A 21272-nucleotide genomic window follows, 5' to 3' on the forward strand; every position below is an offset into this window, starting at 1 on the left:
GGGGCTCAGCCGCCCGCGAACGGCGGGAGGACGTCGACGAAGGTCGCGTCTCCCAGCGGCGCGTCGGCGTCGTGACGCGCGCCGTCGACGAGCACGGCGCAGCGGGGGAGGATCGAGCCGAGTGCGGGATGCTCCGCCACGACGGCGAGGCGCAGCACGTCGAGCGTCGTCTCCTCGCGCCGTTCCTCCGCGGTGCCGGCGGCCTCCTCGGCCGCGGCGAAGTACCGGACCGTGATCATCCGGCGGCGCCGTCCTCTCCCTCTCGGGTCCACGAGCCGGACCGGCCTCCCGCTTTCGCGACGATGCGCGCGTTCTCGAGGAGCGCGGAGCGGTCGGCGCCCTTGACCATGTCGATGACGGCGAGGGCGGCCACCGTGACGGCGGTGAGGGCCTCCATCTCCACGCCCGTGCGATCGGCCGTGCGGACCGTCGCCTCCACGGCGACCCCGTCGTCCTCGATCGCGAGGTCGACGGACGCACCGTGCACGCCGATGACGTGGGCGAGAGGGAGGAGCTCGGCGCAGCGCTTCGCTCCCTGGATCCCGGCGATGCGCGCCACGGCGAGCACGTCGCCCTTCGGCACGGTGCCGTCGCGCAGGGCCGAGACCGTCTCCGCGGCGCAGCGGACGAAGCCGCGCGCGGTCGCCGACCGCACGGTCGGCTGCTTCGCGGTGACGTCGACCATGCGTGCGTGACCGGCCTCGTCGAGGTGGGCGAATGCGGCGGAGCTCATGACAACAGCATGACATCGACCGGGTCGCCGGTCGCGACCAAGGCCACGTCCGCGGGGACGACCGCATACGCCTCCGCTCGCGCGAGCCCGCCCGCGAGATGCGAGCCCGATCCGCCGGCCGTCGCGGGGCGCACGGTCCACCGTGCGGGATCGTCGCGGTCGACCGCGGCCGGGAGGTACTGGCGTCGGCCGGGCGGGGTGCGCCAGCCGGCGGACGCGGCGAGTCTGATCACCGGACGGAGGACGGTGTTCCGGCCCTGCATGGCGAGCAGCGCGGGGCGGACGAACACCTCGAACGACACCGCCACGCTCACGGGGTTGCCCGGCAGGCCGAAGACGAGCGGCCCTCCGCCGAGGCGGCCGAAGGCCTGGGGCTTTCCCGGCTGCATCGCGACCTTCGCGAACTCGACGCGTCCCGACAGGACGGTCTTGACGACCTCGTACGCTCCCTCGCTCACGCCGCCCGACGTGATGACGACGTCCGCGGACGCCGCGTCGGCGATGACGGCCCGGAGGCCCGCCGTGTCGTCGCCCACGCGGGCGATGCGGACCACCTCGCCGCCCGCGCCGCGGACGAGCGCGGCGAGGAGCGTCGCGTTCGAATCCGGGATGCGGCCCCGGGACAGCGCCGCTCCGGGCTCGGCCAGCTCGGCCCCCGTCGAGACGATGACGGCACGGGGGCGCCGGACGACGGAGACCGTGCCGGCCACTCCCGCGGCGGCCGCCGCGGCGAGGGAGAGGGCGCCGAGCGGCTCGCCCGCCGGGAGGACCTCGTCCCCGGCGCGGAGATCGTCGCCCCGGCGACGGATGAACGCGCCGCGCGCTGCGGGAGCGCGTTCGACGACGACGGGCGCGAGCCGGCCGGCGAGCCCATCGCGGGTGTCCTCGAAGGGGACGATCGCGTCGGCGTGCGCCGGGACGGGAGCGCCGGTCATGATCCGCGCGGCCTCGCCGGGACGGAGCGCCGGGTCCTCCGCCGTGCCCGCGGGGAGGTCGGCGATCACGCGCAGGGTCGGCGGCGCCGCGTCGGCGGCGGCGACGTCGTCGTATCGCACCGCGAAGCCGTCCATCGCCGAGTTGTCGAACGGCGGGATGTCGATCCGCGCGGCGACGGGCCGCGCGAGCGTGAGCCCGGCGGCCTCGGCGAGCGGGACGTCGAGAGCCGGCAGCCTCCGCACCTCGGCGAGGATGAGGTCGAGATGCTCCTCGACCGTTCTGAGGCCTGTGGCCGCGCTCATCCGGCGGTCGCCTTCGCCGCCGCGTCCCAGGCCGCATAGCCGCCGTCGAGCACGGCGGCGCGAGCGTGCGGAGCGAGCGCCGCCGCCGCCGCGCGCGCCCGGCCGCCGGCCTGGCACACGACGAGGACGTCCTCCGCCGCCAGCGCGCGCGCGACCGCGCCGGGGGCGGCGAGCACCTCCGCGAGCGGGACGTGGTGCGCATGCGGCAGCGTGCCGCCGGCGATCTCGTGCGTCTCCCGCACGTCGAGCACCGCAGGCGGCGTCGATCCGGCGAGCGCGGCGACCGCCTCGTCCACCGAGACGAGCCGCGGCGCGGCGGCGGCCGGCGGCGGGCCGGTATGCGCCCGCGGGCGCAGCGGGATCTCCCGGTGCCGGCCGCGGAGCGCGTCGATGAGCAGCAGGCGGCCGAAAAGGGGCTCGCCGATCCCCGCGACGAGCGCGATCGCCTGGGCGGCCATGATCGATCCGACCTGCAGGCAGAGTGCGCCGAGCACGCCGACGTCGGCGCACGACGGCGGCTCCCCGACGGAGGCGGACGGGAAGAGGTCGTCGAGGACGACCGGCTCGACGCCTCCGGGAGGCCGCGACCAGAACACCGTGACCTGGGCGTCGGTCTCCTGCACCGTCCCCCACACGAGCGGGACGCCGGACGCCTCGCAAGCGGCGGCGACGACGCCGCGCGTGTCGAAGAGATCCGAGCCGTCGAGGACGACGTCGGCTCCCGCGAGCAGCCGGGCCGCGTTGACGGGGGTCAGCCGCTCCCGCACGGCGCACACGCGGACGTCGGGGGCCAGCTCCGCGGCGACACGGACCGCGCTGCCGGTCTTGGGCGCGCCGACGTCGGCGACACGGTGGATGACCTGGCGCTGGAGGTTCGACAGCTCGACGACGTCGTCGTCGACGACCGTGAGCGTTCCGACGCCGGCGGCGGCGAGAGCCAGCACGGCGGGGGATCCGAGCCCTCCGGCCCCCACGATCGCCACGTGGGCGGCCGCGAGGCGCCGCTGGCCCTCGTCGCCCAGGGCGGCGAGGGCACGATGGCGCGCGGTGCGGCTGCGCTCATGCTCGCCGAGCGCGTCGACCGGCGCGACGAGAGGGGGGAACGGCATGAGACCAGGCTAGACGGAACGGACGCCCCGGGGCCCGGCCGGAGCCGACGCGGACGGCGCGGCATACGCTTGTCGCATGCGCACCGCTCCGCCGCTCCTGGACACGCACGGCCGCGTCCATCGCGACCTGCGCATCTCGCTGACCGACCGGTGCTCGCTCCGGTGCACGTACTGCATGCCCGAGCAGGGCAACGAATGGCTCGCTCGCACGAGCATCCTGACCCTCGATGAGATCGAGCGCGTGGGGCGCGTCGCCGTCGCGGCGGGCATCACGACGCTCCGGCTCACGGGCGGGGAGCCGCTGCTGCGCGCCGACATCGTCGAGGTCGTCGGGCGTCTCGCGCGGCTGCGCGGCCCCGCCGGTCCCGTGCAGGTGGCGATGACGACGAACGGCATCCGGCTGCCGGAGCTGCTCCCCGGCCTCGTCGAGGCGGGGCTCCACCGCCTCAACATCTCCATCGACACGCTCGACCGGGAGCGCTTCCGCGAGCTCACCCGTCGCGACCGGCTCGACGACGTGCTCGCGGGGATCGCCGCGGCGTCCGCATCCGGGCTGCGTCCGCTCAAGCTCAACGCCGTCGCGATGCGCGACGTGAACGCCGACGAGCTCGCCGACCTCGCGGCGTTCGCCGTCTCGCACGACGCGCAGCTGCGTTTCATCGAGCAGATGCCGCTCGACGCCGGGCACACCTGGTCGCGGGAGCGCATGGTGACGCGCGAGGAGATCCTGGACGCGCTGTCGGCGCGCTGGGACCTCACGCCCGTCCCCGGCCGCGGCGGGGCGCCGGCGGAGACCTGGCTGCTCGACGGCGGCCCTCACTCGGTCGGCGTCATCGCCTCCGTGACGGCGCCGTTCTGCGGCGCGTGCGACCGCCTGCGCCTGACCGCCGACGGACAGCTGCGCAACTGCCTGTTCTCGACGACGGAGTTCGACCTCCTGCCCATCCTGCGCGCGGGGCAGCGGCCCGACGACGAGAGCGAGCGTCTCGACGCGATGCTCCGCGGCTGCATCCTGCGCAAGCTCCCCGGCCACGCGATCGACGACCCCTCCTTCCTCCAGCCCGCGCGCGGCATGAACGCGATCGGCGGCTGAGGGGGCGGCGATCCCGTCGGGCTACGACGCCGGCCGCGCGATGCGCTCCCACTCGGCTCGGCGCTGCGCCTGGACGACGGGGTCGGGCACGGGCAGCGAGGCGATCAGGCGCCGCGTGTACGCGTCGCGCGGGGCCCCCAGCACATCCGCCGTGCGGCCCTGCTCGGCGATCCTCCCGCGATGCAGCACAGCGACCCGGTGGGCGAGCAGATCGACGACCGCGAGGTCGTGCGTGATGAACAGGGCGGCGAACCCGAAGCGCTCCTGCAGCTCGCTGAACAGCTCGAGCACACGCGCCTGGACGGACACGTCGAGCGCGCTCGTCGGCTCGTCCGCGATGACGAGCTTGGGCTCGAGCACGAGCGCCCGGGCGAGGCTCGCCCGCTGCCGCTGCCCTCCCGAGAGCTCGTGCGGGTACCGCCTGGCGAAGTCCCGCGGCAGGCGCACGGCCTCGAGCAGGTCCGCGACGCGATCGTCGGCCTCGCCCTGGGCGACGCCGTGCACGAGGAGCGGCTCGGCGACGCACGCGCCGACGGTGAGCAGCGGGTTGAAGCTCGACGCCGGGTCCTGGAACACGAACCCGATGTCGCGGCGCCTCGCGCGGAAGTCCCGCTCGCGGATCCCGTTCAGCTCGGCTCCCAGCACCCGCAGCGAGCCGCCCGTCACGGGTGCCAGCCCGGCCATCGCCCGGCCGATCGTCGTCTTCCCCGAGCCCGACTCGCCGACGAGCCCGAGCACCTCGCCCGGGCGGATCTCGAACGAGACGCCGTCGACCGCGCGGAAGCCGCGTGAGCCGAAGCGTCCGGGGTACTCGATCTCGAGGCCGTCCGCGCGGACGACGGGCGCGCCGCCCGGATCGCCGGCGTAGGCGCGATCGGCGATCTCGAGCCGGGGCACGGCGGCGAGGAGGCTCTGCGTGTACGGGTGCCGGGGCGCGGCGAAGAGCTCGACCGTGCCGGCCGTCTCGACGATGTCGCCGCGGTACATGACCGCGACGCGGTCGGCGAGATCGGCGACGACGCCCATGTTGTGCGTGATGAGCAGGACGGCCGTGCCGAACTCGTCGCGGGCGCGGCGCAGCAGATCGAGGATCTCGGCCTGCACCGTGACGTCGAGCGCCGTCGTGGGCTCGTCGGCGATGATCACCTTCGGGCCGAGCACGAGCGCCTGAGCGATGACGATGCGCTGCTTCTGCCCGCCCGAGAACTGATGCGGGTAGTCGTCCACGCGCCGCTCGGGGTCGGGGATGCCGACGCGGCGCAGGATGTCGACGGCACGCGAGCGCGCCTCCCAACGGCCGATCCTCGTGTGGGCGCGGAGCCCCTCGGCGATCTGCCAGCCGATCGGGAACACGGGGTTGAGCGCCGTCATCGGCTCCTGGAAGATCATCGCCGCCTCGGTGCCGCGCACCTTCCGCAGCCGTTCCCGGGAGATCTCCACCACATCCGTGCCCGACAGCACGATGGCCCCGTCGACCTGCGCCGTCTCGGGGAGGAGCCCCAGGACCGATCGCGCCGTGACGGTCTTGCCGGAGCCCGACTCGCCCACGACGGCGAGCACCTCGCCGACGCGCACGTCGAGGTCGATGCCGTTGACGGCATGCACGTCGCCCCCGTCGGTGGCGAACGTGACGTCGAGGTCGCGGATGCGGACCGCCAGGTCGTCGTCGCTCATGCGGACGCTCCTTCCTCGGCGGCGGCAGGGGCCGCCGCCCTCGTGCGCGCGGCGCGCCGCGTGCGCAGGCGCGGGTCGGCGAGGTCGTTGAGGCTCTCCCCGACGAGCGTGATCCCCAGCACGACGAGGACGATGGCGGTCCCGGGGAAGACCGACGTCCACCAGATCCCGCTCGTGACGTCCTCGATCGACCGGTTGAGGTCGTAGCCCCACTCGGCCGCGGCCGTCGGCTCGATGCCGAAGCCGAGGAAGCCGAGACCGGCCAGGGTGAGGATCGCCTCCGAGGCGTTCAACGTGAAGATGAGCGGCAGGGTGCGGGTCGCGTTGCGCAGGACGTGGCGCATCATGATCCGCCACGTCGAGGCGCCGACGACCTTCGCCGACTCCACGAACGCCTCCGTCTTGATGCGCACCGTCTCGGCGCGCACGACGCGGAAGTACTGCGGGATGAACACGACCGTGATCGAGATGGCCGCGGCGAGCACCCCGCCGACGAGGCTCGACTGGCCGCCCGAGATGACGATGGCCGCGACGATCGCGAGCAGCAGGGTGGGGAAGGCGTAGATCGCGTCGCAGACGACGACGAGCACGCGGTCGAGCCAGCCGCCGAGATAGCCGGAGACGACGCCGAGCAGGATGCCGACGAAGATCGACATCGCCACGGAGACGACGATGGCGATGAGGGCCGTCTGGCTGCCCCAGACGACGCGCGACAGCACGTCGAAGCCCCCGGCGGTCGTGCCGAGGAGGTGTTCCGCGCTCGGGGCCTGACGTGCGCCGAACGTGCCGTCGTCGTCCGACAGCTGGGCGAACCCGTACGGCGCGATGACGGGCGCGAGGACGGCCGCGAGGACGAACACCGCGCAGATGACGAGCCCGGCCGTGAGCATGCCGCGCTGCAGGCCGACGGCCTGGCGGTAGGACCGGACGACGGGCAGTCGGGTGAGGATGCTGTCACGGGTCATGTCAGTACCTCACCCTCGGGTCGATGAAGGCCGCGATGATGTCGACGACGAAGTTGGACAGAGCCACGATCACGGCCAGGAGAGCGACGATGCCCTGCACGGCGACGAAGTCGCGCGCCTTGAGGAACTCCGAGAGCTGGAAGCCGAGCCCCGTCCACTCGAAGGTCGTCTCGGTGAGCACGGCGCCGCCGAGCAGCATCGCGATCTGCAGCCCGATGACCGTGACGATCGGGATGAGCGCCGGGCGGTAGGCGTGCGTCGCGACGAGGCGCGTCTCGCGGACGCCGCGCGATCGTGCCGCGTCGATGTAGGGCATGGACAGCGTGCCGATGACGTTGGTCCGCACGAGACGGAGGAAGACCCCCGCCGTGAGCAGCCCGAGCGCGAGGCCGGGGAGCACCGCATGGGAGAGCACGTCGGCGATGTACGCCGGGTTGCCCGTGCGGATGGCGTCGATCGTGTAGATGCCCGTCGCGCCGTCGAGACGGTTCAGCGCGATCTCGACGCGCGGCGACGCGCGTCCCGACGTCGGGAGGACGCCGAGCCAGACGGAGAAGACGAGCTTGAGCAGGATGCCCGCGAAGAACACGGGAGTCGCGTAGCAGAGGATGGCGAACACGCGCAGCACGGCGTCGCCCCAGCGATCGCGGACGGCGGCGGCGATCATGCCGAGCGGGATCCCGACGACGAAGGCGACGATGAGCGCGTAGATCGCGAGCTCGAGCGTCGCCCCGCCGTAGCGCAGCAGCACGTCGACGACGCGCTGGTTGTCGAGCGTCGTGCCGAAGTCGCCGACGACGATCCGCCCGAGGTACTCGGCGTACTGGACGTAGAGGGGGCGGTCGTAGCCCGCGGCCGCGATGCGCTCCTGCAGCTGCGCGGGAGTGAGCTGGCCGCCGAGGGCCGCTGTGATCGGGTCGCCCGTGGCGCGCATGAGCACGAAGACCGTCGTCACGAGGATGAACACGGTCGGGAAGATGAGCAGGAAGCGGACGACGACGTAGCGCCAGAGGCCGCCGCCGCCCGCCGCCCGCCGGACGAGCGAGGCCGTCGGCGTCTCCGCCGACGTGAGTGTGGTGTCTGTCACGGAAGGGGTCTCCTCATGCCGGAGGGGCGGCCCGGAGGTCGTCCGGGCCGCCCCTCGCGGGAGTCAGCGCGTCAGGGGTGCGAAGCGCAGCTTGAACGAGGCGTCGAGCACGACGCCGTCGATGTCGGACGCGCTGACGAGGGTCTGCGCGCCCTGGAGGTAGGGGACCGTCGAGAGGTCCTCGGCGACGAGCGCCTGGATCTGCTCGATGAGCTCCGTGCGCTCGTCCACGTCGGGCGTCACGGCCTGCTGGAGGATGAGGTCGTTCACCTCGGGGTTCTCGTAGTGGTTGCCGAGGAAGTTCTCCGTGAGGAAGAACGGGGTGAGGTAGTTGTCGGCGTCGGAGTAGTCGGGGAACCATCCCAGCTGGTACGACGGGTAGACGTCGGCGACGCGGTCCTCGGAGTACTGGGTCCACTCGGTGGAGTTCAGCGAGACGTCGAAGAGCCCGTCGGCCTCCAGCTGCTGCTCGATGAGCGCGTACTCGTCACCCGAGTTGGGGCCGTAGTGATCCGGGCTGTACTGCAGGCTGAGCGACACGGGCGTCTCGACGCCGGCGGCCGACAGGATCTCCGCGGCAGATGCGGCGTCGGGGCCGCCCTCGCCGTCGCCGTAGAGGTCCGCGAGCACCTCGGTCGCGCCCGCGAAGCCCTCGGGCACGTAGGAGTACAGCGGCGTGTAGGTGCCGTTGTAGATCTGGTCGCTGAGCGCCTCGCGGTCGATGAGCGACGCGACGGCCTGGCGCACGGCGAGCGCCTTGGCCTCGTCGGGCTCCTCGGTCGTGGCCCCGAAGGGCTGCGTGTCGAAGTTGAACACGATGTAGCGGATCTCGCCGCCGGGGCCCTCGTGCACGGTGAGCGCGTCGTCGCCGGACAGGTCGGAGACGTCGGCGGGGGACAGGCTGCGGTACGCCACGTCGACGTCGCCCTGCTGCACGGCGAGCTTCAGGTTCGAGGACTCGGCGTAGTAGTTGAGGATGATCCCGTCGTTGGCGGGCGCCTCGAGGAGGCCCGCGTACGACTCGTTGGGCGTGAACTCGACGATCTCGTTGAAGGTGTATGACGTGATCGAGTACGGACCGGCGAACGCCTCGGCCTCGACGATCTCGTCGTCCGGGGTGAGCGCGTCGGCGGCGAAGACGTCCTCGTCGACGATCGCTCCCGGGAAGCTCGTCAGGATGAACGGGAACACCTGGTCGTTCTCGGTCTTCAGCGTGAAGACCACCGTCGTCTCGTCGGGCGTCTCGATCGAGTCGAGGTTGTAGAGCAGCGAGGAGGCGCCGTTGGGGTCCGCGATCGCGATCTGCCGGTCGAACGAGAACTTCACGTCGCTCGAGGTGAGCGGATTGCCGTTCGCGAAGGTCAGGCCCTCCGGCAGGGTGACCGTGTACTCGGTCGGCGACGTGAACTCCGCCGTCTCGGCGAGGTCGGGCACGACCTCGGTGCTCTCGGGCGCGGTGTTGACGAGGTACGGGAAGACCTGGGTCTGCACCGCGAGGGAGCCGTTGTCGTACGAGCCCGCGGGGTCGAGCGTCGTCACCTTGTCGGTCGTGCCGAGGAGGATCACGTTGTCGCCCTCGGGGGCGGAGGCGTCGTCGTCGCCCGAGCCGCCGGCGCAGCCGGAGAGGGCGAGGACGGCGATCGCGGACAGGGCCGCGACCGGGTATCGGCGACGGGCGCCGTGTCGGACAGTCGTCATGGAGCTTTCCTCTTTCTTGATGCAGGACGCATCGAAGCGGGGCGCCGAACGGTCGTCGGCGCTGACCTCTGCATACTTTCACAGGCCGCTTCCAGGCGAAGCCCGGCGAAGTCCGTGGGCGCGGGGTGTTTACACGACCGTCACACGGGAACGTCGACTTAGCATGGCCTCATGGGGAGAGCGTGGGGGCGACGGCGGAGTGTGAGAAGACGGCTCTGGCCGGCCACCGCCGTGCTCGTCGCGACGACGGCGATGCTGGTCGCTCCGCCCGCGACGGCGGAGTCCGCGGCACCGGAGCCCTCCTCGCCCGCGGGCGACGCGACGGTGCGCGTAGAGCCGGCGACGGGCGACGTCTACGCCGCGCGGGCGGCGCAGATCGTCGCCGGGATGACCCCCGAGCAGCGCGCGGGCGCCGTCGTCATGGGCCACATCCCCTCTCGGGACGCGGAGACCGTGCGCGCATACCTCGCGGACGGCGATCTCGGCGGGTTCCTGCTGATGGGCGCGAACGTCGGCTGGGAGGAGCAGGTGCGATCGCTCACGGACGCCATGGTGGTCGACCCCGCCCTGCCCCCGCTCATCGCCGTCGACCAGGAGGGCGGGTCGGTCTCGCGCCTGTACTGGGACCGTGCCGAGTCCGCCCGCACGCTCCGCGACGAGTCCCCGGGCGTGACCGAGGACGCGTTCGCCGCGCGCGGCGCCCTCGTGGCCCGTGCGGGAATCGGCGTGAACTTCGGCATCGTCGCCGATGTGACGGACGACACGGGATCCTTCATCTGGCGTCGGGTGCTGGGCGAGACCGCGAGCGGCGCCACCTCGCGCGTCGCGGCGGCGGTCACGGGCGAGGCTCCGTACGTGCTGTCTGCGCTCAAGCACTTCCCCGGCCACGGCGCTGTTCGGGAGGACTCGCACTACACGGTGCCGACGACCGACATGTCGCTCACCCAGTGGCAGTCACAGGCGGCTCGGCCGTTCTCGGCCGGCATCTCCGCCGAGGCGCCGATCGTGATGACGGGTCACCTGGCGTACACGGCCGTCGACGAGCGCCCTGCATCGCTGTCTCCGGAGTGGTACCGGATCCTGCGCGAGGACCTCGGCTTCGACGGCGTCGCGGTGACCGACGACCTCGGCATGCTCGTCCAGAGCGGGCTGCCGGAGTACGCCGATCCGGTCCGGAACGCCGTGTCCGCCATCGCGGCGGGCGCCGACCTCGTTCTCACCGTCGCCAGCTCCACCTCGCAGACGGCCCCCGACATGGCGGCGGGCATCGCCGCCGCGGTGTCGGCGGGAGCCCTCGACGAGGCGAGGCTGACCGAGGCGGCGACGCGGGTCGTCGAGCTCCGGCTCCGCCTCGCCGGCGACGGCCGTTCACTCCTGCCGTGCACCGGAGAGTGCCTCGCCCCCGAGAGCTGACGCCGGCGCGCCCCGCCAGGCCACCAGGATCTGCGCGCGAAGCGCGTTCGCGCGCTCGGCGAACGCCCGTTGTCTGCGCACGTACTCGGCCTTGCCCTCCGGCGTCTCGATCGCGACCGGGGAGAATCCCCAGTCGGCGAGATCGTACGGGGACGCCTCCATGTCGAGTCGGCGGATGTCGCGCGCGAGCTCGAAGGCGTCGAGCAGGAGCTCGCCGGGCACGAGCGGGCCGAGCTTCACCGCCCACTTGTAGACGTCCATCCCGGCGTGGAGGCACCCGGGCTGCTCGCGGTCGGGCTGATCGAGGCGTGACAGCCGCTCGCGATTGCGCGGCGCGGCCTCCGGCGTGAAGAAGCGGAACGCGTCGACGTGCGTGCACCGGAGGTCGTGCCCCTCGACGACGGCGTCCGTCCCTTCGCTCCCGAGCCGCAGCGGCTGGGGATGCCGGCGCTCGTCCTGACGGTAGACCATCGCCCACTCGTGCAGGCCGAAGCACCCGAACTGGCCGGGGCGGGACGCCGTGCGCCGGAGGATCGTCTCGACGAGCCGGACGAGCTGGGGCCGGGCGGCCTCGAAGGCGGCGCGGTCGACCGTCACGCTCCCGTGCGTGGGGCCGGCGACGTACCAGCGCCATCCGGCGCGTTCCTCCCCGGCGTCGCCGAGCTCGACGCCGGGGCCCGGATGCCAACGGCGGAGGACGGCGGGCTTGTACGAGTAGTAGGTGAAGAGGAAGTCCCACACGGGGTGCTTCTCGCCTCGTGCCGCCCGCGTCCGGTGGGAGGCCGTCAGGGCGTCCGCGCGCGCGACGTGGGCCTCTTCCCGTGCCTTCCACTGCGCGCGCGGGAGACGGGCGAACGGCCGTGTCGCGACGTCGGGAGCCATGGTCACCGGGCGAGGACCGCGCTCATGGCGCGCGTGAGGTACCAGGGATCGACGACGGATGCGAGCTCGCGCGCCGAGTGCATGGAGAGGATCGGGACGCCCACGTCGACCGTGCGGATGCCGAGGCGCGTGGCGGCGATCGGGCCGATGGTCGAGCCGCACGGGATGGCGTTGTTCGAGACGAACTCCTGCGACGGGACGTCGGCCGCGGCGCAGGCCGCGCTCCAGACGGCCGCGCCATGGGCGTCCGTCGCATAGCGCTGGTTCGCGTTGATCTTGAGGATCGGACCGCCTCCGGCCACGGGGCGGTTGGCGGGATCGTGCCGGTCCGCGTAGTTGGGGTGCACGGCGTGGCCGACGTCGCTCGAGACGTGGAACGAGGCGGCGTACGCACGGGCGCGCTCCTCGGGGCCGGCGCCGAGCGCCGCGGAGATGCGTACGAGCACCTCCTCGTGGAACGGCCCCGCCGCGCCCGAGCGCGACGCGCTGCCGATCTCCTCGTGGTCGAACGCCGCGAACATCGCGATCGCGCCGGACGGCCGCGCATCCCGCACGGCGAGGAGCGCCGCGTGCGTCGAGAGGAGGTTGTCGAGACGGCCCGCGGCGAAGAGGGCCTCGCCGGCGCCGAAGGCGCGCGGCGGCTGGGTGTCGGCGACGACGAGGTCGTAGCCGCCGACGCGCTCTGCGGGGACGCAGGCGAGGGCCGCGACGTCGGCGAGGACGTCCGCGTCGTCGTCCTCTCCGACGCCCCACACCGGCTGCGTATGACGCTGCTTGTCCAGGGCGAGGCCCTCGTTGACGGAGCGGTCGAGATGCACCGCCAGCTGCGGGATGCGCAGCAGGGGCCCGGTCCGGACGAGATGCTCGGCGCCGTCGACGTCGACGATGCGTCCCGCGAGCTCGAGCTCGCGATCGAGCCACGAGTTGAGGAGCGGGCCGCCGTACACCTCCACCCCGGCCTGCAGCCATCCGCCCGGGCCGGAGGAGGTCGGCTTGGGCTTCAGCTTGAAGCCGGGGGAGTCGGTGTGGGCGCCGACGATCGCGAACGGCGTCGTGGCGTGCGCGGCATCGGGGAGGGCGAAGGCGATGACCGAGCCGTCGCGGACGACGACGTAGCGGCCGCCCGGCTCGAGCGTCCACGCGTCCGTCTCGTGGAGGCGGACGAAGCCGCCGTCCACGAGACGGCGGGAGGCCTCCGCTGCGGCGTGGTAGGACGACGGGGACGCCGTGATGAAGGCGGCGAGGTCGTCGACGTGGGCGCGCGCGGCGTCGGGAACGGTCATCGCTCCAGCGTAGTCAGCCGCGGAGCTCGCCGGCGAGGTCGTCGTCCACGGGCGCGATGAGCTCGGGGGAGTCGTTGCGGACGTTCCCGACCGCCGGTGACACGCGGCGGAACGTCAGGCGCTCCGCGACGCGCGGGGCGTCGTCGAGCGCCGCGTCGAGGATGTCGAGGGGGTAGTCGACGTCCGTGTCGAGCCAGGCGTCGGCGTGGTCCTCGTCGAGGAACACGGGCATGCGCCGATGGACCGCGCCGAGGGGCCCGACCGCCTCGCGCGTGAGGACCGTGAAGCTCAGCAGCCACCGCGACGGGTCGTCCCGGCCCTTCGACGGATCCCGCCACCACTCGTAGAGGCCGGCCAGGAAGAGCGCCTCGCCGTCGGAGGGATGGATGAACAGCGGCGTCTTGCCGCCGTCGGTCTCCTGCCACTCGTAGTAGCCCGTGACGGGGACGACCGCACGCCGCTTCTCGAGCGCCGGGGCGAACATGCGCTTCTCCTCGAGCTCCTCGGCGCGGGCGTTGAAGGCCCGGGAGCCGATCGAGGGGTCCTTCGCCCACGAGGGCACGAGTCCCCAGCGCGCGGGCTCCAGGCGCCTGGTCGGGGGGTCGGTCTTCGCCGAGTCGAGCACGACGGCCGCCGAGTCCGTCGGGGCGACGTTGAACGACGGAGCGGGCAGGTCGTCCGAGACGAGATCGACGCGCAGGCGACTGACGAGCTCAGACCCGACCCGGGCCACGACGAAGCGTCCGCACACGCTGGCAGGCTACGCCCGGAGGAGCCCGACGGCCTCGAGGCGCTCCGCGAGGCCCGCGCCGTCGTCGGCCGTCACCCAGGGGATGCCCGACGCGCTGTGGTCGTCCACGGCCGTCCGCCCGCCCGCGAGGACGGCCTGGGCCGGGGAGAGACGGCGGATGGCGACGGCCGCCACCGAGGACGGGAACTCCCGCGTGAAGCCGGTGTAGATCTCGTCGTCGTGCTGCCCGTCGTCGCCGATCAGGAGCCATTCGACGTCCGGGAACTCCTCGGCGAGCCGCCGCAGATTCGTGCGCTTGTGCTCAGAGCCGCTGCGGAACCAGCGGTCGTGCGTCGGACCCCAGTCGGTGAGCAGGATCGATCCGAGGGGGAAGAGGTGCCGGGAGAGGAAGCGGGTGAGGGCCGGGGCGATGTTCCACGCGCCCGTCGAGAGGTAGACCATCGGCGCGCCGGGCCGTTCCCGCACGATGCGCTCGAGGAGCACGGCCATGCCGGGGACGGGCTGGCGCGCATGGGTGTGGAGCACGAACGAGTTCCAGGCCGCGAGCAGCGGACGGGGGAGCGCCGTCACCATGACGGTGTCGTCGACGTCGGAGACGATGCCGAACCGCACGGCCGGGTCGACGACGAAGACCCGGCCGGCCGTCGGCGCCCCGCCCTCGACGGACATCTGGAACGTCTGCCAGCCCGGCTCCAGATCGGCCGGGATGACGGTGTCGACGACGCCGCCGCGGTCCGCGACGACCTCGTGCGCCGTGTCGCCCACCGTCACCGTCACCGGCGCGTACGCGATCGGGATCCCCGCGAAGGACCGCCATCCGCGCACGCTCGCCGAATCGCCCTCCGACTCGTGCCTGTCCGCGGGGACGATCAGCACCCGGCCGACGACGCGGATCCACCCGTCGCCGCCGTAGCCGGGGAACGGCACGGCGGTCGGCACGCGCCCGCCTCGGCGTGCGACGCGCTCGCGCCACGCGTGGAAGCGGTACTCGGCACGGGCGATCCAGCGGACCTTGTCCTGGGCGGGCGTCTTCGGGGACATCGCCCTCAGTCTTCCATGCGGCGAAGGGGTTCTTCGTCGGCCGGCCCGGGGCGGCTCGCCGTCTCGTCCTCCGCGGGAACGTGGAGGTGACGGCGTTCGATGCGCTCGAGCACCTTCTTCCCGAGGAGGACGATCAGGAGGAAGACGGCGATGACGCCGACGAACACGTATCCGGCATAGTGCGCCTGGTCGGCGATCTCGCGGAAGCCGGTGGCGGCCCCCGCGGCGATCGAGACGTAGGCCCCCGACCAGAGGAGACAGGCGGGCAGGGTCCACGCGATGAAACGACGGTAGGGGTACCCGCTCATCCCGACCGTGAGCGGCACGAGCGAGTGGAGGACGGGCAGGAAGCGCGAGAGGAAGATCGCGATGCCCCCACGACGGCGCAGGTAGCGCTCGGAGCGCTCCCAGTTGTGCTCGCCGATCCTCCGGCCCAGGCGCGAGTGCCGGATCCTCGGGCCGAGCCAGCGGCCGAGCGCGAAGCCGACGCTCTCCCCGACGAGCGCGCCGACCGTCACGGCGCCGCCGAGGGCGATACCCTCCCCGAGCGTGGTCACCCCCGTCGCGGCGACGATGACGATCGTGTCGCCCGGGACGATCAGCCCGACGAGCACGCTCGTCTCGAGGGCGATCGCGACGGCGGCGAGCACCGTCCGAAGCACGGGGTCGACCGACTCCACGAGATCCAGGATCCAGAGGAGGACGTCGTTGAACACGCCCCGAGCATACGGGGCGACCGTGGGCGCTAACCTGGAGGCTCCCGACTTTCCGCCGCCCGGCACCCCGCGCGGCGAGCTCGATCCCGATTGGCCCCATAGCACCGTGTCGCAGAACCCCCCAGAGACCCCCGAGAACGACGTCCACGCCGCCGAGGCGAAGTGGCAGGCGTACTGGAGCGAGCACGGCACGTTCCTCGCGGGAGGCGCCGAGGACACGCGTCCGCGGAAGTACGTCCTCGCGATGTTCCCGTACCCCTCGGGGGATCTGCACATGGGGCACGCGGAGAACTACCTGTACAGCGACATCGTCGCGCGGTTCTGGCGTCACCGGGGCTACAACGTGCTGCATCCCATCGGCTGGGACTCGTTCGGCCTTCCCGCCGAGAACGCGGCGATCCAGCGGGGCACCGACCCTCGGGAGTGGACGTATGCGAACATCGCGCAGCAGCGGGAGAGCCTGAAGAGGTACGGCGTCTCGTTCGACTGGAGCCGCGTGCTCCACACGAGCGACGACGACTACTACCGCTGGAACCAGTGGCTCTTCCTGCAGCTGCACGAGCGCGGGCTCGCGTACCGCAAGGAGAGCCCGGTCAACTGGTGCCCGAACGACCAGACGGTGCTCGCCAACGAGCAGGTCGTCGACGGCCGGTGCGAGCGCTGCGGCGCCGTCGTCGTCAAGAAGAAGCTCACGCAGTGGTACTTCAGGATCACCGACTACGCCGATCGCCTGCTCGACGACCTGAACCAGCTCGAGGGCTTCTGGCCGCACAAGGTGCTGCAGATGCAGCGCAACTGGATCGGCCGCTCCGTCGGGGCCGACATCGACTTCGAGATCGAGGGGCGGGCCGAGAAGGTCACGGTCTTCTCCACGCGCCCGGACACGCTGCACGGCGCGACCTTCATGGTCGTCGCCCCCGACAGCGACCTCGCGGCCGAGCTGGCGGCGGGGGCGTCGCCCGAGGTGCGGACGGCGTTCCAGGACTACCTGGAGCAGGTGCGCGCGCAGACCGACATCGAGCGACAGGCCACCGACCGTCCGAAGACGGGAGTGTTCCTCGACCGCTTCGCGATCAATCCTGTCAACGGCGAGCGCCTGCCGATCTGGGCGGCGGACTACGTGCTCGCCGACTACGGCCACGGCGCCGTGATGGCGGTGCCCGCCCACGACCAGCGCGACCTGGACTTCGCCATCCGCTTCGACCTGCCCGTGCGGGTGGTCGTCGACACGTCCGCCTCGGTCACGGGGGCGATCCCCGTGATCGACGTGGACGACGACGGCGTGCCGATCGACCCCGCACCCGCAGACGACCCGAAGACGACCGGCGTCGCCCTCGCGGGCGACGGACGCCTCGTCAACTCCGGTGCGCTCGACGGCCTCTCCAAGCGGCACGCGATCGCACGGGTCGTCGAGTCGCTGGAGGCCGCGGGGTCGGGCCGTGCCGCCAAGCAGTACCGCCTGCGCGACTGGCTGATCTCCCGGCAGCGGTTCTGGGGCACGCCCATCCCGATGGTCCACACCGAGGACGGCCGCGTCGTGCCGGTGCCTGCGGAGCAGCTGCCGGTGCGTCTGCCGGCGGCGGAGGGCCTCGACCTCAAGCCGAAGGGCACGTCGCCCCTGGGCGCGGCCACGGAGTGGGTCACCACGACCGACCCCGAGACGGGTGCGGCGGCGCTGCGCGACCCCGACACGATGGACACGTTCGTCGACAGCTCGTGGTACTTCCTGCGGTTCCTCTCGCCCGGCAACGCGGACGTCGCGTTCGACGGACGGGACGCCGACCGCTGGGCTCCCGTGGACGCCTACATCGGCGGCGTCGAGCACGCCATCCTGCACCTGCTCTACGCGCGCTTCATCACGAAGGTGCTGTTCGACCTCGGCAAGGTCGACTTCACCGAGCCGTTCTCGAGCCTCATCAACCAGGGGATGGTCATCCTCGACGGCGCGAAGATGTCGAAGTCCAAGGGCAACCTCGTGCTGTTCAGCGACGAGCTCGCGTCGCACGGCGCGGACGCGCTGCGCGTCGCCCTCGCCTTCGCGGGGCCCGTCGAGGACGACAAGGACTGGAAGGACGTCTCGACGACCGGCGCGCAGAAGTTCCTCGCGCGCGCCCTCCGCATCGCCGGCGAGGTCTCGAGCCCGACGGACGTCCTCTGGGCCGACGGCGACGTGGCGCTGCGCCGCGTGACCCACCGGCTCCTGGCGGATGCCCCCACGCTCGTCGAGCAGACGAAGTTCAACGTCGTCGTCGCACGGCTCATGGAGCTCGTGAACGCGATCCGCAAGACGATCGACACCGGCGCGGGCGCCGACGACCCGGCCGTCCGCGAGGCGGCGGAGGTCACGGCGATGGTCCTCGACCTGTTCGCCCCGCACACCGCCGAGGAGATGTGGGAGGCGCTCGGGTACCAGCCCTCCGTGGGGCTCGTCACGTGGCGCGCGGCCGACCCGACGCTGCTCGTCGAGGAGAAGGTCACGGCGGTCGTCCAGATCGACGGCAAGGTGCGGGCGACGCTGGAGGTCTCCGCGAAGATCGACGGTCCGTCGCTCGAGCGGCTGGCCCGGGACGACGAGCGCGTCGCGCGCGCCCTCGGCGACCGCGAGATCACCCGCGCCATCGTCCGCGCCCCCAAGGTCGTCAGCTTCTCCACGAAGTAGGCGCGCGGGTCGTCCTCGCCCGAGGATCGGGCCGATTCTCCTTCTCGTCGCGTGCACAGGGGCTGCGATGCGGCGTGTCCTGTCCACAGCGCCCACGGACGGCGCCGGGCCTCGGAGGTCCGCTCGTAGCGTGGCGGGGTGACCGCTGAGACAGGCTTCCGATCATCGCGCGCACGCCTGGGCGTGGGCGGGGTCGTCCTGCTCGCGCTCGGCGCCCTGGCGGTGACCGTCGGGATCGGCGTGTGGCGCGGCGTCGCCTCGCCCGTCGAGGACGTCGTGACGTCGTCATCCGCCCCGGGGCCGACAGAGGTGGCCGTCGAGAGCGGCGAGCTGTTCGTCCACGTGTTCGGCGCCGTCCGCGAGCCCGGCCTGTACGTCCTCGATGCGGGCGCGCGCGTCGTCGACGCGATCTCCGCCGCGGGCGGCCTCGCGGACGACGCGGACCAGGCGGGCGTGAACCTCGCCCGTCCCGTGGCCGACGGCGAGCAGCTGGCCGTGCCCGCGGTGGGAGAGTCCCCCGTCGTCGAGGGCGCGGGCGGCTCCGGCGCCGTGCCGGGAGACGCGTCCGGCGGGGTCGTCGACGTCAACACCGCGGATGCCGCCGCGCTCGAGACGCTTCCGCGCATCGGGCCGACTCTCGCCGGGCGCATCGTGGCGTGGCGCGAGGAGAACGGTCCTTTCACGACCGTCGACGATCTGCTGGCGGTGTCGGGCATCGGCGACAAGATGCTCGAGACGCTCCGCCCGCTGGTGACGGTGTGACGGGCGCGACGCGGCGCGACCTGCGGCTTCTCCCGGGGGCCGTCGGCGCGTGGGGGGCGGCGTTCGTCTCCGTGATGCTGCCCGTCGCGGCGTCGGGCGTCGCGATCGCGCTCTGGTCCGTGCTCCTCGCCTCCCTCGGATGGATGCGTGTGCGCCGATCGACGGGCGGCGTCGCCCTCCTCGCCGTCGCGGCCGCGGCGTCGGCGGTGACGGCGACCCATGCGGCGTTCGTCCATCCCGAGCGCGACGCGGTCCGCGAGGCGTCGGTCGGCGAGGGACGGCACGTCGAGATGACGGCGTCGCTGTCGACGAAGGTCCGTCAGGTGGGAGACCGCCTCTGGTTCGAGGCGGACGTCGTCTCGCTGCGTGCCGGCGGGAGGAGCACGGAATCGCGGGTGCCGGTGACGATCGCGATCGAGCCGGCCGACCTCGGAGGCCGGGACGCCGTCGACCTCGGCGCCCACGTGGAGGTCAGGGGGACGGCGCGTGCCGCCGACGCGGGGGACCGGCCGGTGATCGTCGTCTTCGCGGACGGCGGCGAGGTCGTCCGTCCGCCGCCGCACGTGCTCGGCACGATGAGCGCACTGCGCGACGGTTTCGTCACCGAGGTCGTCGCGGGGCTCCCGGAGCCGGGCGCAGGGCTGCTGCCCGGACTCGCGGTCGGAGACACCCGCGCGGTGTCGGACGAGCTGGACCATGCGATGAAGGCGTCTTCCCTCACGCACCTCACGGCGGTCTCTGGCGCGAACTGCGCGATCGTCGTGGGCCTCGTCTTCGGGCTGGCCGCGCTGCTGAGGGTGCCCCGTGCAGGGCGTGCGGCCCTCGCGCTGCTCGCCCTCGGAGGCTTCGTCCTGCTCGTGACACCGGAGCCGAGCGTCGTCCGGGCGGCGACCATGGCGGTGATCGCGATGCTGGCGCTGCTGCGGGGACGCACCGGCGCAGGAGTCGCCGTGCTGAGCGGAGCGTGCATCGTGCTCCTCGCGATGGACCCGTGGCTGGCGACGTCGTACGGGTTCGTCCTCTCGGTCGTGGCGACGGGCGCGCTGCTGCTCCTCGCCGGGCCGCTCGCGGCGGGGCTGTCGCGGTGGATGCCCCGGGCCATCGCGCTCGCGGTCTCGGTGCCGCTGGCCGCCCAGATCGCGTGCGCGCCGATCATCGTGCTGCTCAGCCCGGAGGTCTCGGTCTACGGCGTGGTGGCGAACATGATCGCCGCGCCCGCGGCGCCCGTCGCGACGGTGATCGGGATGCTCGCGTGCGTCGTGCAGGGCATCCCCTTCCTCGCGGCCGGCCTCGCCGGCGTCGCCTGGGCGCCCTCGGCGTGGATCGCCCAGACCGCGTTCCTCTTCGCCGGGCTGCCTGCGGCGTCGCTGCCGTGGTGGGGTGGACTCCCCGGGGTCACGGCGCTGACCGTCGTCGGGGCGTGCGCCGCCGTCGTCGTCGTCCGTCCCCGCCCCGGTGGGGCGGCCCGCCGTCTGCGACGCGCATCCGCGGCCGTCCTGGCCGCGACGGTCGGCGCCGCGGCCGGCTCGGCGGCGCTCGGCGGCATCGCGGGCCCGCTCACCGTCCCGAGCGGATGGACGGTCGCGATGTGCGACGTCGGACAGGGCGACGCCGTGGTCCTGCGATCCGGGGAGGCGACGGCGCTCGTCGACACGGGTCCGGATCCCGACCGGCTCGACGCGTGCCTCTCGCGTCTGGGCGTGGGCGGGATCGATCTCCTCGTCGTCACGCACTTCGACCTCGACCACGTCGGCGGCATCCAGGCGGTGGCAGGACGCGTGGGCACGGTGCTGCACGGACCGCTCGGGACGGATGACGTCGGATGGCTCGAACGGGCGGGCGATGCGCGCCGGATCGACGCGGCGCTCGGCCTGACCGGCACGCTCGGCGATGCGGAGTGGCGCGTGCTGTGGCCCCGCGCCGACAGCAGGGCGTTCCCGGAGGGGAACGATGCGAGCGTGGTCGTCGAGGTCTCCGGCGGCGATCTGCCGAGGACGCTTCTGCTCGGCGACCTGTCCGCGTCGGCCCAGTCCGCGCTCCTCGCGACGGGCGCCGTCGCGGGGCGGTACGACGTGGTCAAGGTCTCGCATCACGGCAGCGCCGACCAGCAGCCGGCGCTCTACCGATCGGCCCGTCCCGCCCTCGCCCTCATCGGCGTGGGCGCCGAC

17 protein-coding genes and 1 pseudogene are annotated in these 21272 nt (G+C 73.0%); 5 read left to right on the forward strand and 13 right to left on the reverse strand.

Annotated elements, in window-relative coordinates:
- Positions 1–5 precede the first annotated feature (5 nt).
- From N8K70_RS08275 to N8K70_RS08290, 4 genes are read right to left on the reverse strand one after another with little or no spacing between them, the layout of a single operon-like run.
- Entirely contained in the window at positions 6–239 is a 234-nt protein-coding gene (locus tag N8K70_RS08275) for a MoaD/ThiS family protein (protein WP_317141108.1), read from the reverse strand.
- Positions 236–733, reverse strand: a complete 498-nt coding sequence (gene moaC, locus N8K70_RS08280; RefSeq protein WP_317141109.1) for a cyclic pyranopterin monophosphate synthase MoaC — start codon at positions 731–733, stop codon at positions 236–238. Before moaC ends, N8K70_RS08275 begins: the two co-directional genes overlap by 4 nt.
- A complete protein-coding gene (locus tag N8K70_RS08285) occupies positions 730–1971 on the reverse strand; it encodes a molybdopterin molybdotransferase MoeA (RefSeq protein WP_317141110.1) in 1242 nt (413 codons plus the stop codon). The genes moaC and N8K70_RS08285 overlap by 4 nt, the downstream gene beginning before the upstream one ends.
- Positions 1968–3080 carry a HesA/MoeB/ThiF family protein gene (locus N8K70_RS08290; protein ID WP_317141111.1) on the reverse strand — a complete coding sequence of 371 codons (1113 nt, stop codon included), beginning with the start codon at positions 3078–3080 and terminating at the stop codon, positions 1968–1970. The genes N8K70_RS08285 and N8K70_RS08290 overlap by 4 nt, the downstream gene beginning before the upstream one ends.
- 76 nt (positions 3081–3156) lie before the next feature.
- Between N8K70_RS08290 and moaA the strand changes: the two genes are divergently transcribed.
- Positions 3157–4173, forward strand: coding sequence for a GTP 3',8-cyclase MoaA (gene moaA / locus N8K70_RS08295; RefSeq protein ID WP_317141112.1), 1017 nt, complete (start codon positions 3157–3159; stop codon positions 4171–4173).
- Between the two features lie 21 nt (positions 4174–4194).
- Here moaA and N8K70_RS08300 read toward each other — a convergent pair whose 3' ends face one another.
- The 4 genes from N8K70_RS08300 to N8K70_RS08315 form a co-directional block, all read right to left on the reverse strand.
- A complete protein-coding gene (locus N8K70_RS08300; RefSeq protein WP_317141113.1) occupies positions 4195–5847 on the reverse strand; it encodes an ABC transporter ATP-binding protein in 1653 nt (550 codons plus the stop codon).
- The gene (locus tag N8K70_RS08305; protein ID WP_317141114.1) at positions 5844–6812 is read right to left on the reverse strand and encodes an ABC transporter permease; all 969 of its coding nucleotides are present in this window, start codon (positions 6810–6812) and stop codon (positions 5844–5846) included. The genes N8K70_RS08300 and N8K70_RS08305 overlap by 4 nt, the downstream gene beginning before the upstream one ends.
- Position 6813: 1 nt before the next feature.
- On the reverse strand, positions 6814–7899 hold the full coding sequence (locus tag N8K70_RS08310; RefSeq protein WP_317141115.1) for an ABC transporter permease: 1086 nt from the start codon (positions 7897–7899) through the stop codon (positions 6814–6816).
- A 63-nt stretch (positions 7900–7962) separates the two neighbouring features.
- On the reverse strand, positions 7963–9597 hold the full coding sequence (locus N8K70_RS08315; RefSeq protein ID WP_317141116.1) for an ABC transporter substrate-binding protein: 1635 nt from the start codon (positions 9595–9597) through the stop codon (positions 7963–7965).
- A gap of 201 nt (positions 9598–9798) precedes the next feature.
- On the opposite strand from N8K70_RS08315, the gene N8K70_RS08320 reads away from it, so the two are divergent.
- Positions 9799–11010: a glycoside hydrolase family 3 N-terminal domain-containing protein gene (locus N8K70_RS08320; protein WP_317141117.1), complete on the forward strand. Its 1212-nt coding sequence runs from the start codon at positions 9799–9801 to the stop codon at positions 11008–11010.
- Here N8K70_RS08320 and N8K70_RS08325 read toward each other — a convergent pair.
- The 5 genes from N8K70_RS08325 to N8K70_RS08345 are packed head-to-tail and all read right to left on the reverse strand — an operon-like array spanning position 10966 to position 15683.
- On the reverse strand, positions 10966–11892 hold the full coding sequence (locus N8K70_RS08325) for a 3-methyladenine DNA glycosylase (RefSeq protein ID WP_317141118.1): 927 nt from the start codon (positions 11890–11892) through the stop codon (positions 10966–10968). The genes N8K70_RS08320 and N8K70_RS08325 overlap by 45 nt on opposite strands.
- A 2-nt stretch (positions 11893–11894) precedes the next feature.
- Positions 11895–13175 (reverse strand): M18 family aminopeptidase, encoded by a 1281-nt coding sequence (locus N8K70_RS08330; RefSeq protein WP_317141119.1) that lies wholly within the window; start codon positions 13173–13175, stop codon positions 11895–11897.
- 13 nt (positions 13176–13188) lie between these two features.
- On the reverse strand, positions 13189–13926 hold the full coding sequence (locus N8K70_RS08335) for an SOS response-associated peptidase (protein WP_317141120.1): 738 nt from the start codon (positions 13924–13926) through the stop codon (positions 13189–13191).
- A 9-nt stretch (positions 13927–13935) separates the two neighbouring features.
- Positions 13936–14967, reverse strand: a complete 1032-nt coding sequence (locus N8K70_RS08340) for an App1 family protein (RefSeq protein ID WP_317141121.1) — start codon at positions 14965–14967, stop codon at positions 13936–13938.
- A 5-nt stretch (positions 14968–14972) separates the two neighbouring features.
- Entirely contained in the window at positions 14973–15683 is a 711-nt protein-coding gene (locus N8K70_RS08345; protein WP_317141122.1) for a DedA family protein, read from the reverse strand.
- Positions 15684–15789: 106 nt separating this feature from the next.
- Between N8K70_RS08345 and leuS the strand changes: the two genes are divergently transcribed.
- The 3 genes and pseudogenes from leuS to N8K70_RS17160 form a co-directional block, all read left to right on the forward strand.
- The gene (leuS, locus tag N8K70_RS08350) at positions 15790–18342 is read left to right on the forward strand and encodes a leucine--tRNA ligase (RefSeq protein ID WP_317141123.1); all 2553 of its coding nucleotides are present in this window, start codon (positions 15790–15792) and stop codon (positions 18340–18342) included.
- Between the two features lie 138 nt (positions 18343–18480).
- Positions 18481–19104, forward strand: coding sequence for a ComEA family DNA-binding protein (locus N8K70_RS08355; RefSeq protein ID WP_317141124.1), 624 nt, complete (start codon positions 18481–18483; stop codon positions 19102–19104).
- Positions 19105–19679: 575 nt separating this feature from the next.
- Positions 19680–21194 (forward strand): annotated as a pseudogene (locus tag N8K70_RS17160) (ComEC/Rec2 family competence protein); the annotation flags it as partial.
- Positions 21195–21272: the final 78 nt, after the last annotated feature.

It is taken from the genome of Microbacterium sp. AB, assembly GCF_032878875.1.
GTDB classification, from domain to species: domain Bacteria; phylum Actinomycetota; class Actinomycetes; order Actinomycetales; family Microbacteriaceae; genus Microbacterium; species Microbacterium betulae.

Excerpts from the sequence above, each read along its gene's own strand:
- N8K70_RS08275 (WP_317141108.1), bottom strand. The coding sequence starts at position 239 with ATGATCACGGTCCGGTACTTCGCCGCGGCCGAGGAGGCCGCCGGCACC.
- moaC (WP_317141109.1), bottom strand. The coding sequence starts at position 733 with ATGAGCTCCGCCGCATTCGCCCACCTCGACGAGGCCGGTCACGCACGC.
- N8K70_RS08285 (WP_317141110.1), bottom strand. The coding sequence starts at position 1,971 with ATGAGCGCGGCCACAGGCCTCAGAACGGTCGAGGAGCATCTCGACCTC.
- N8K70_RS08290 (WP_317141111.1), bottom strand. The coding sequence starts at position 3,080 with ATGCCGTTCCCCCCTCTCGTCGCGCCGGTCGACGCGCTCGGCGAGCAT.
- moaA (WP_317141112.1), top strand. The coding sequence starts at position 3,157 with ATGCGCACCGCTCCGCCGCTCCTGGACACGCACGGCCGCGTCCATCGC.
- N8K70_RS08300 (WP_317141113.1), bottom strand. The coding sequence starts at position 5,847 with ATGAGCGACGACGACCTGGCGGTCCGCATCCGCGACCTCGACGTCACG.
- N8K70_RS08305 (WP_317141114.1), bottom strand. The coding sequence starts at position 6,812 with ATGACCCGTGACAGCATCCTCACCCGACTGCCCGTCGTCCGGTCCTAC.
- N8K70_RS08315 (WP_317141116.1), bottom strand. The coding sequence starts at position 9,597 with ATGACGACTGTCCGACACGGCGCCCGTCGCCGATACCCGGTCGCGGCC.
- N8K70_RS08325 (WP_317141118.1), bottom strand. The coding sequence starts at position 11,892 with ATGGCTCCCGACGTCGCGACACGGCCGTTCGCCCGTCTCCCGCGCGCG.
- N8K70_RS08330 (WP_317141119.1), bottom strand. The coding sequence starts at position 13,175 with ATGACCGTTCCCGACGCCGCGCGCGCCCACGTCGACGACCTCGCCGCC.
- N8K70_RS08340 (WP_317141121.1), bottom strand. The coding sequence starts at position 14,967 with ATGTCCCCGAAGACGCCCGCCCAGGACAAGGTCCGCTGGATCGCCCGT.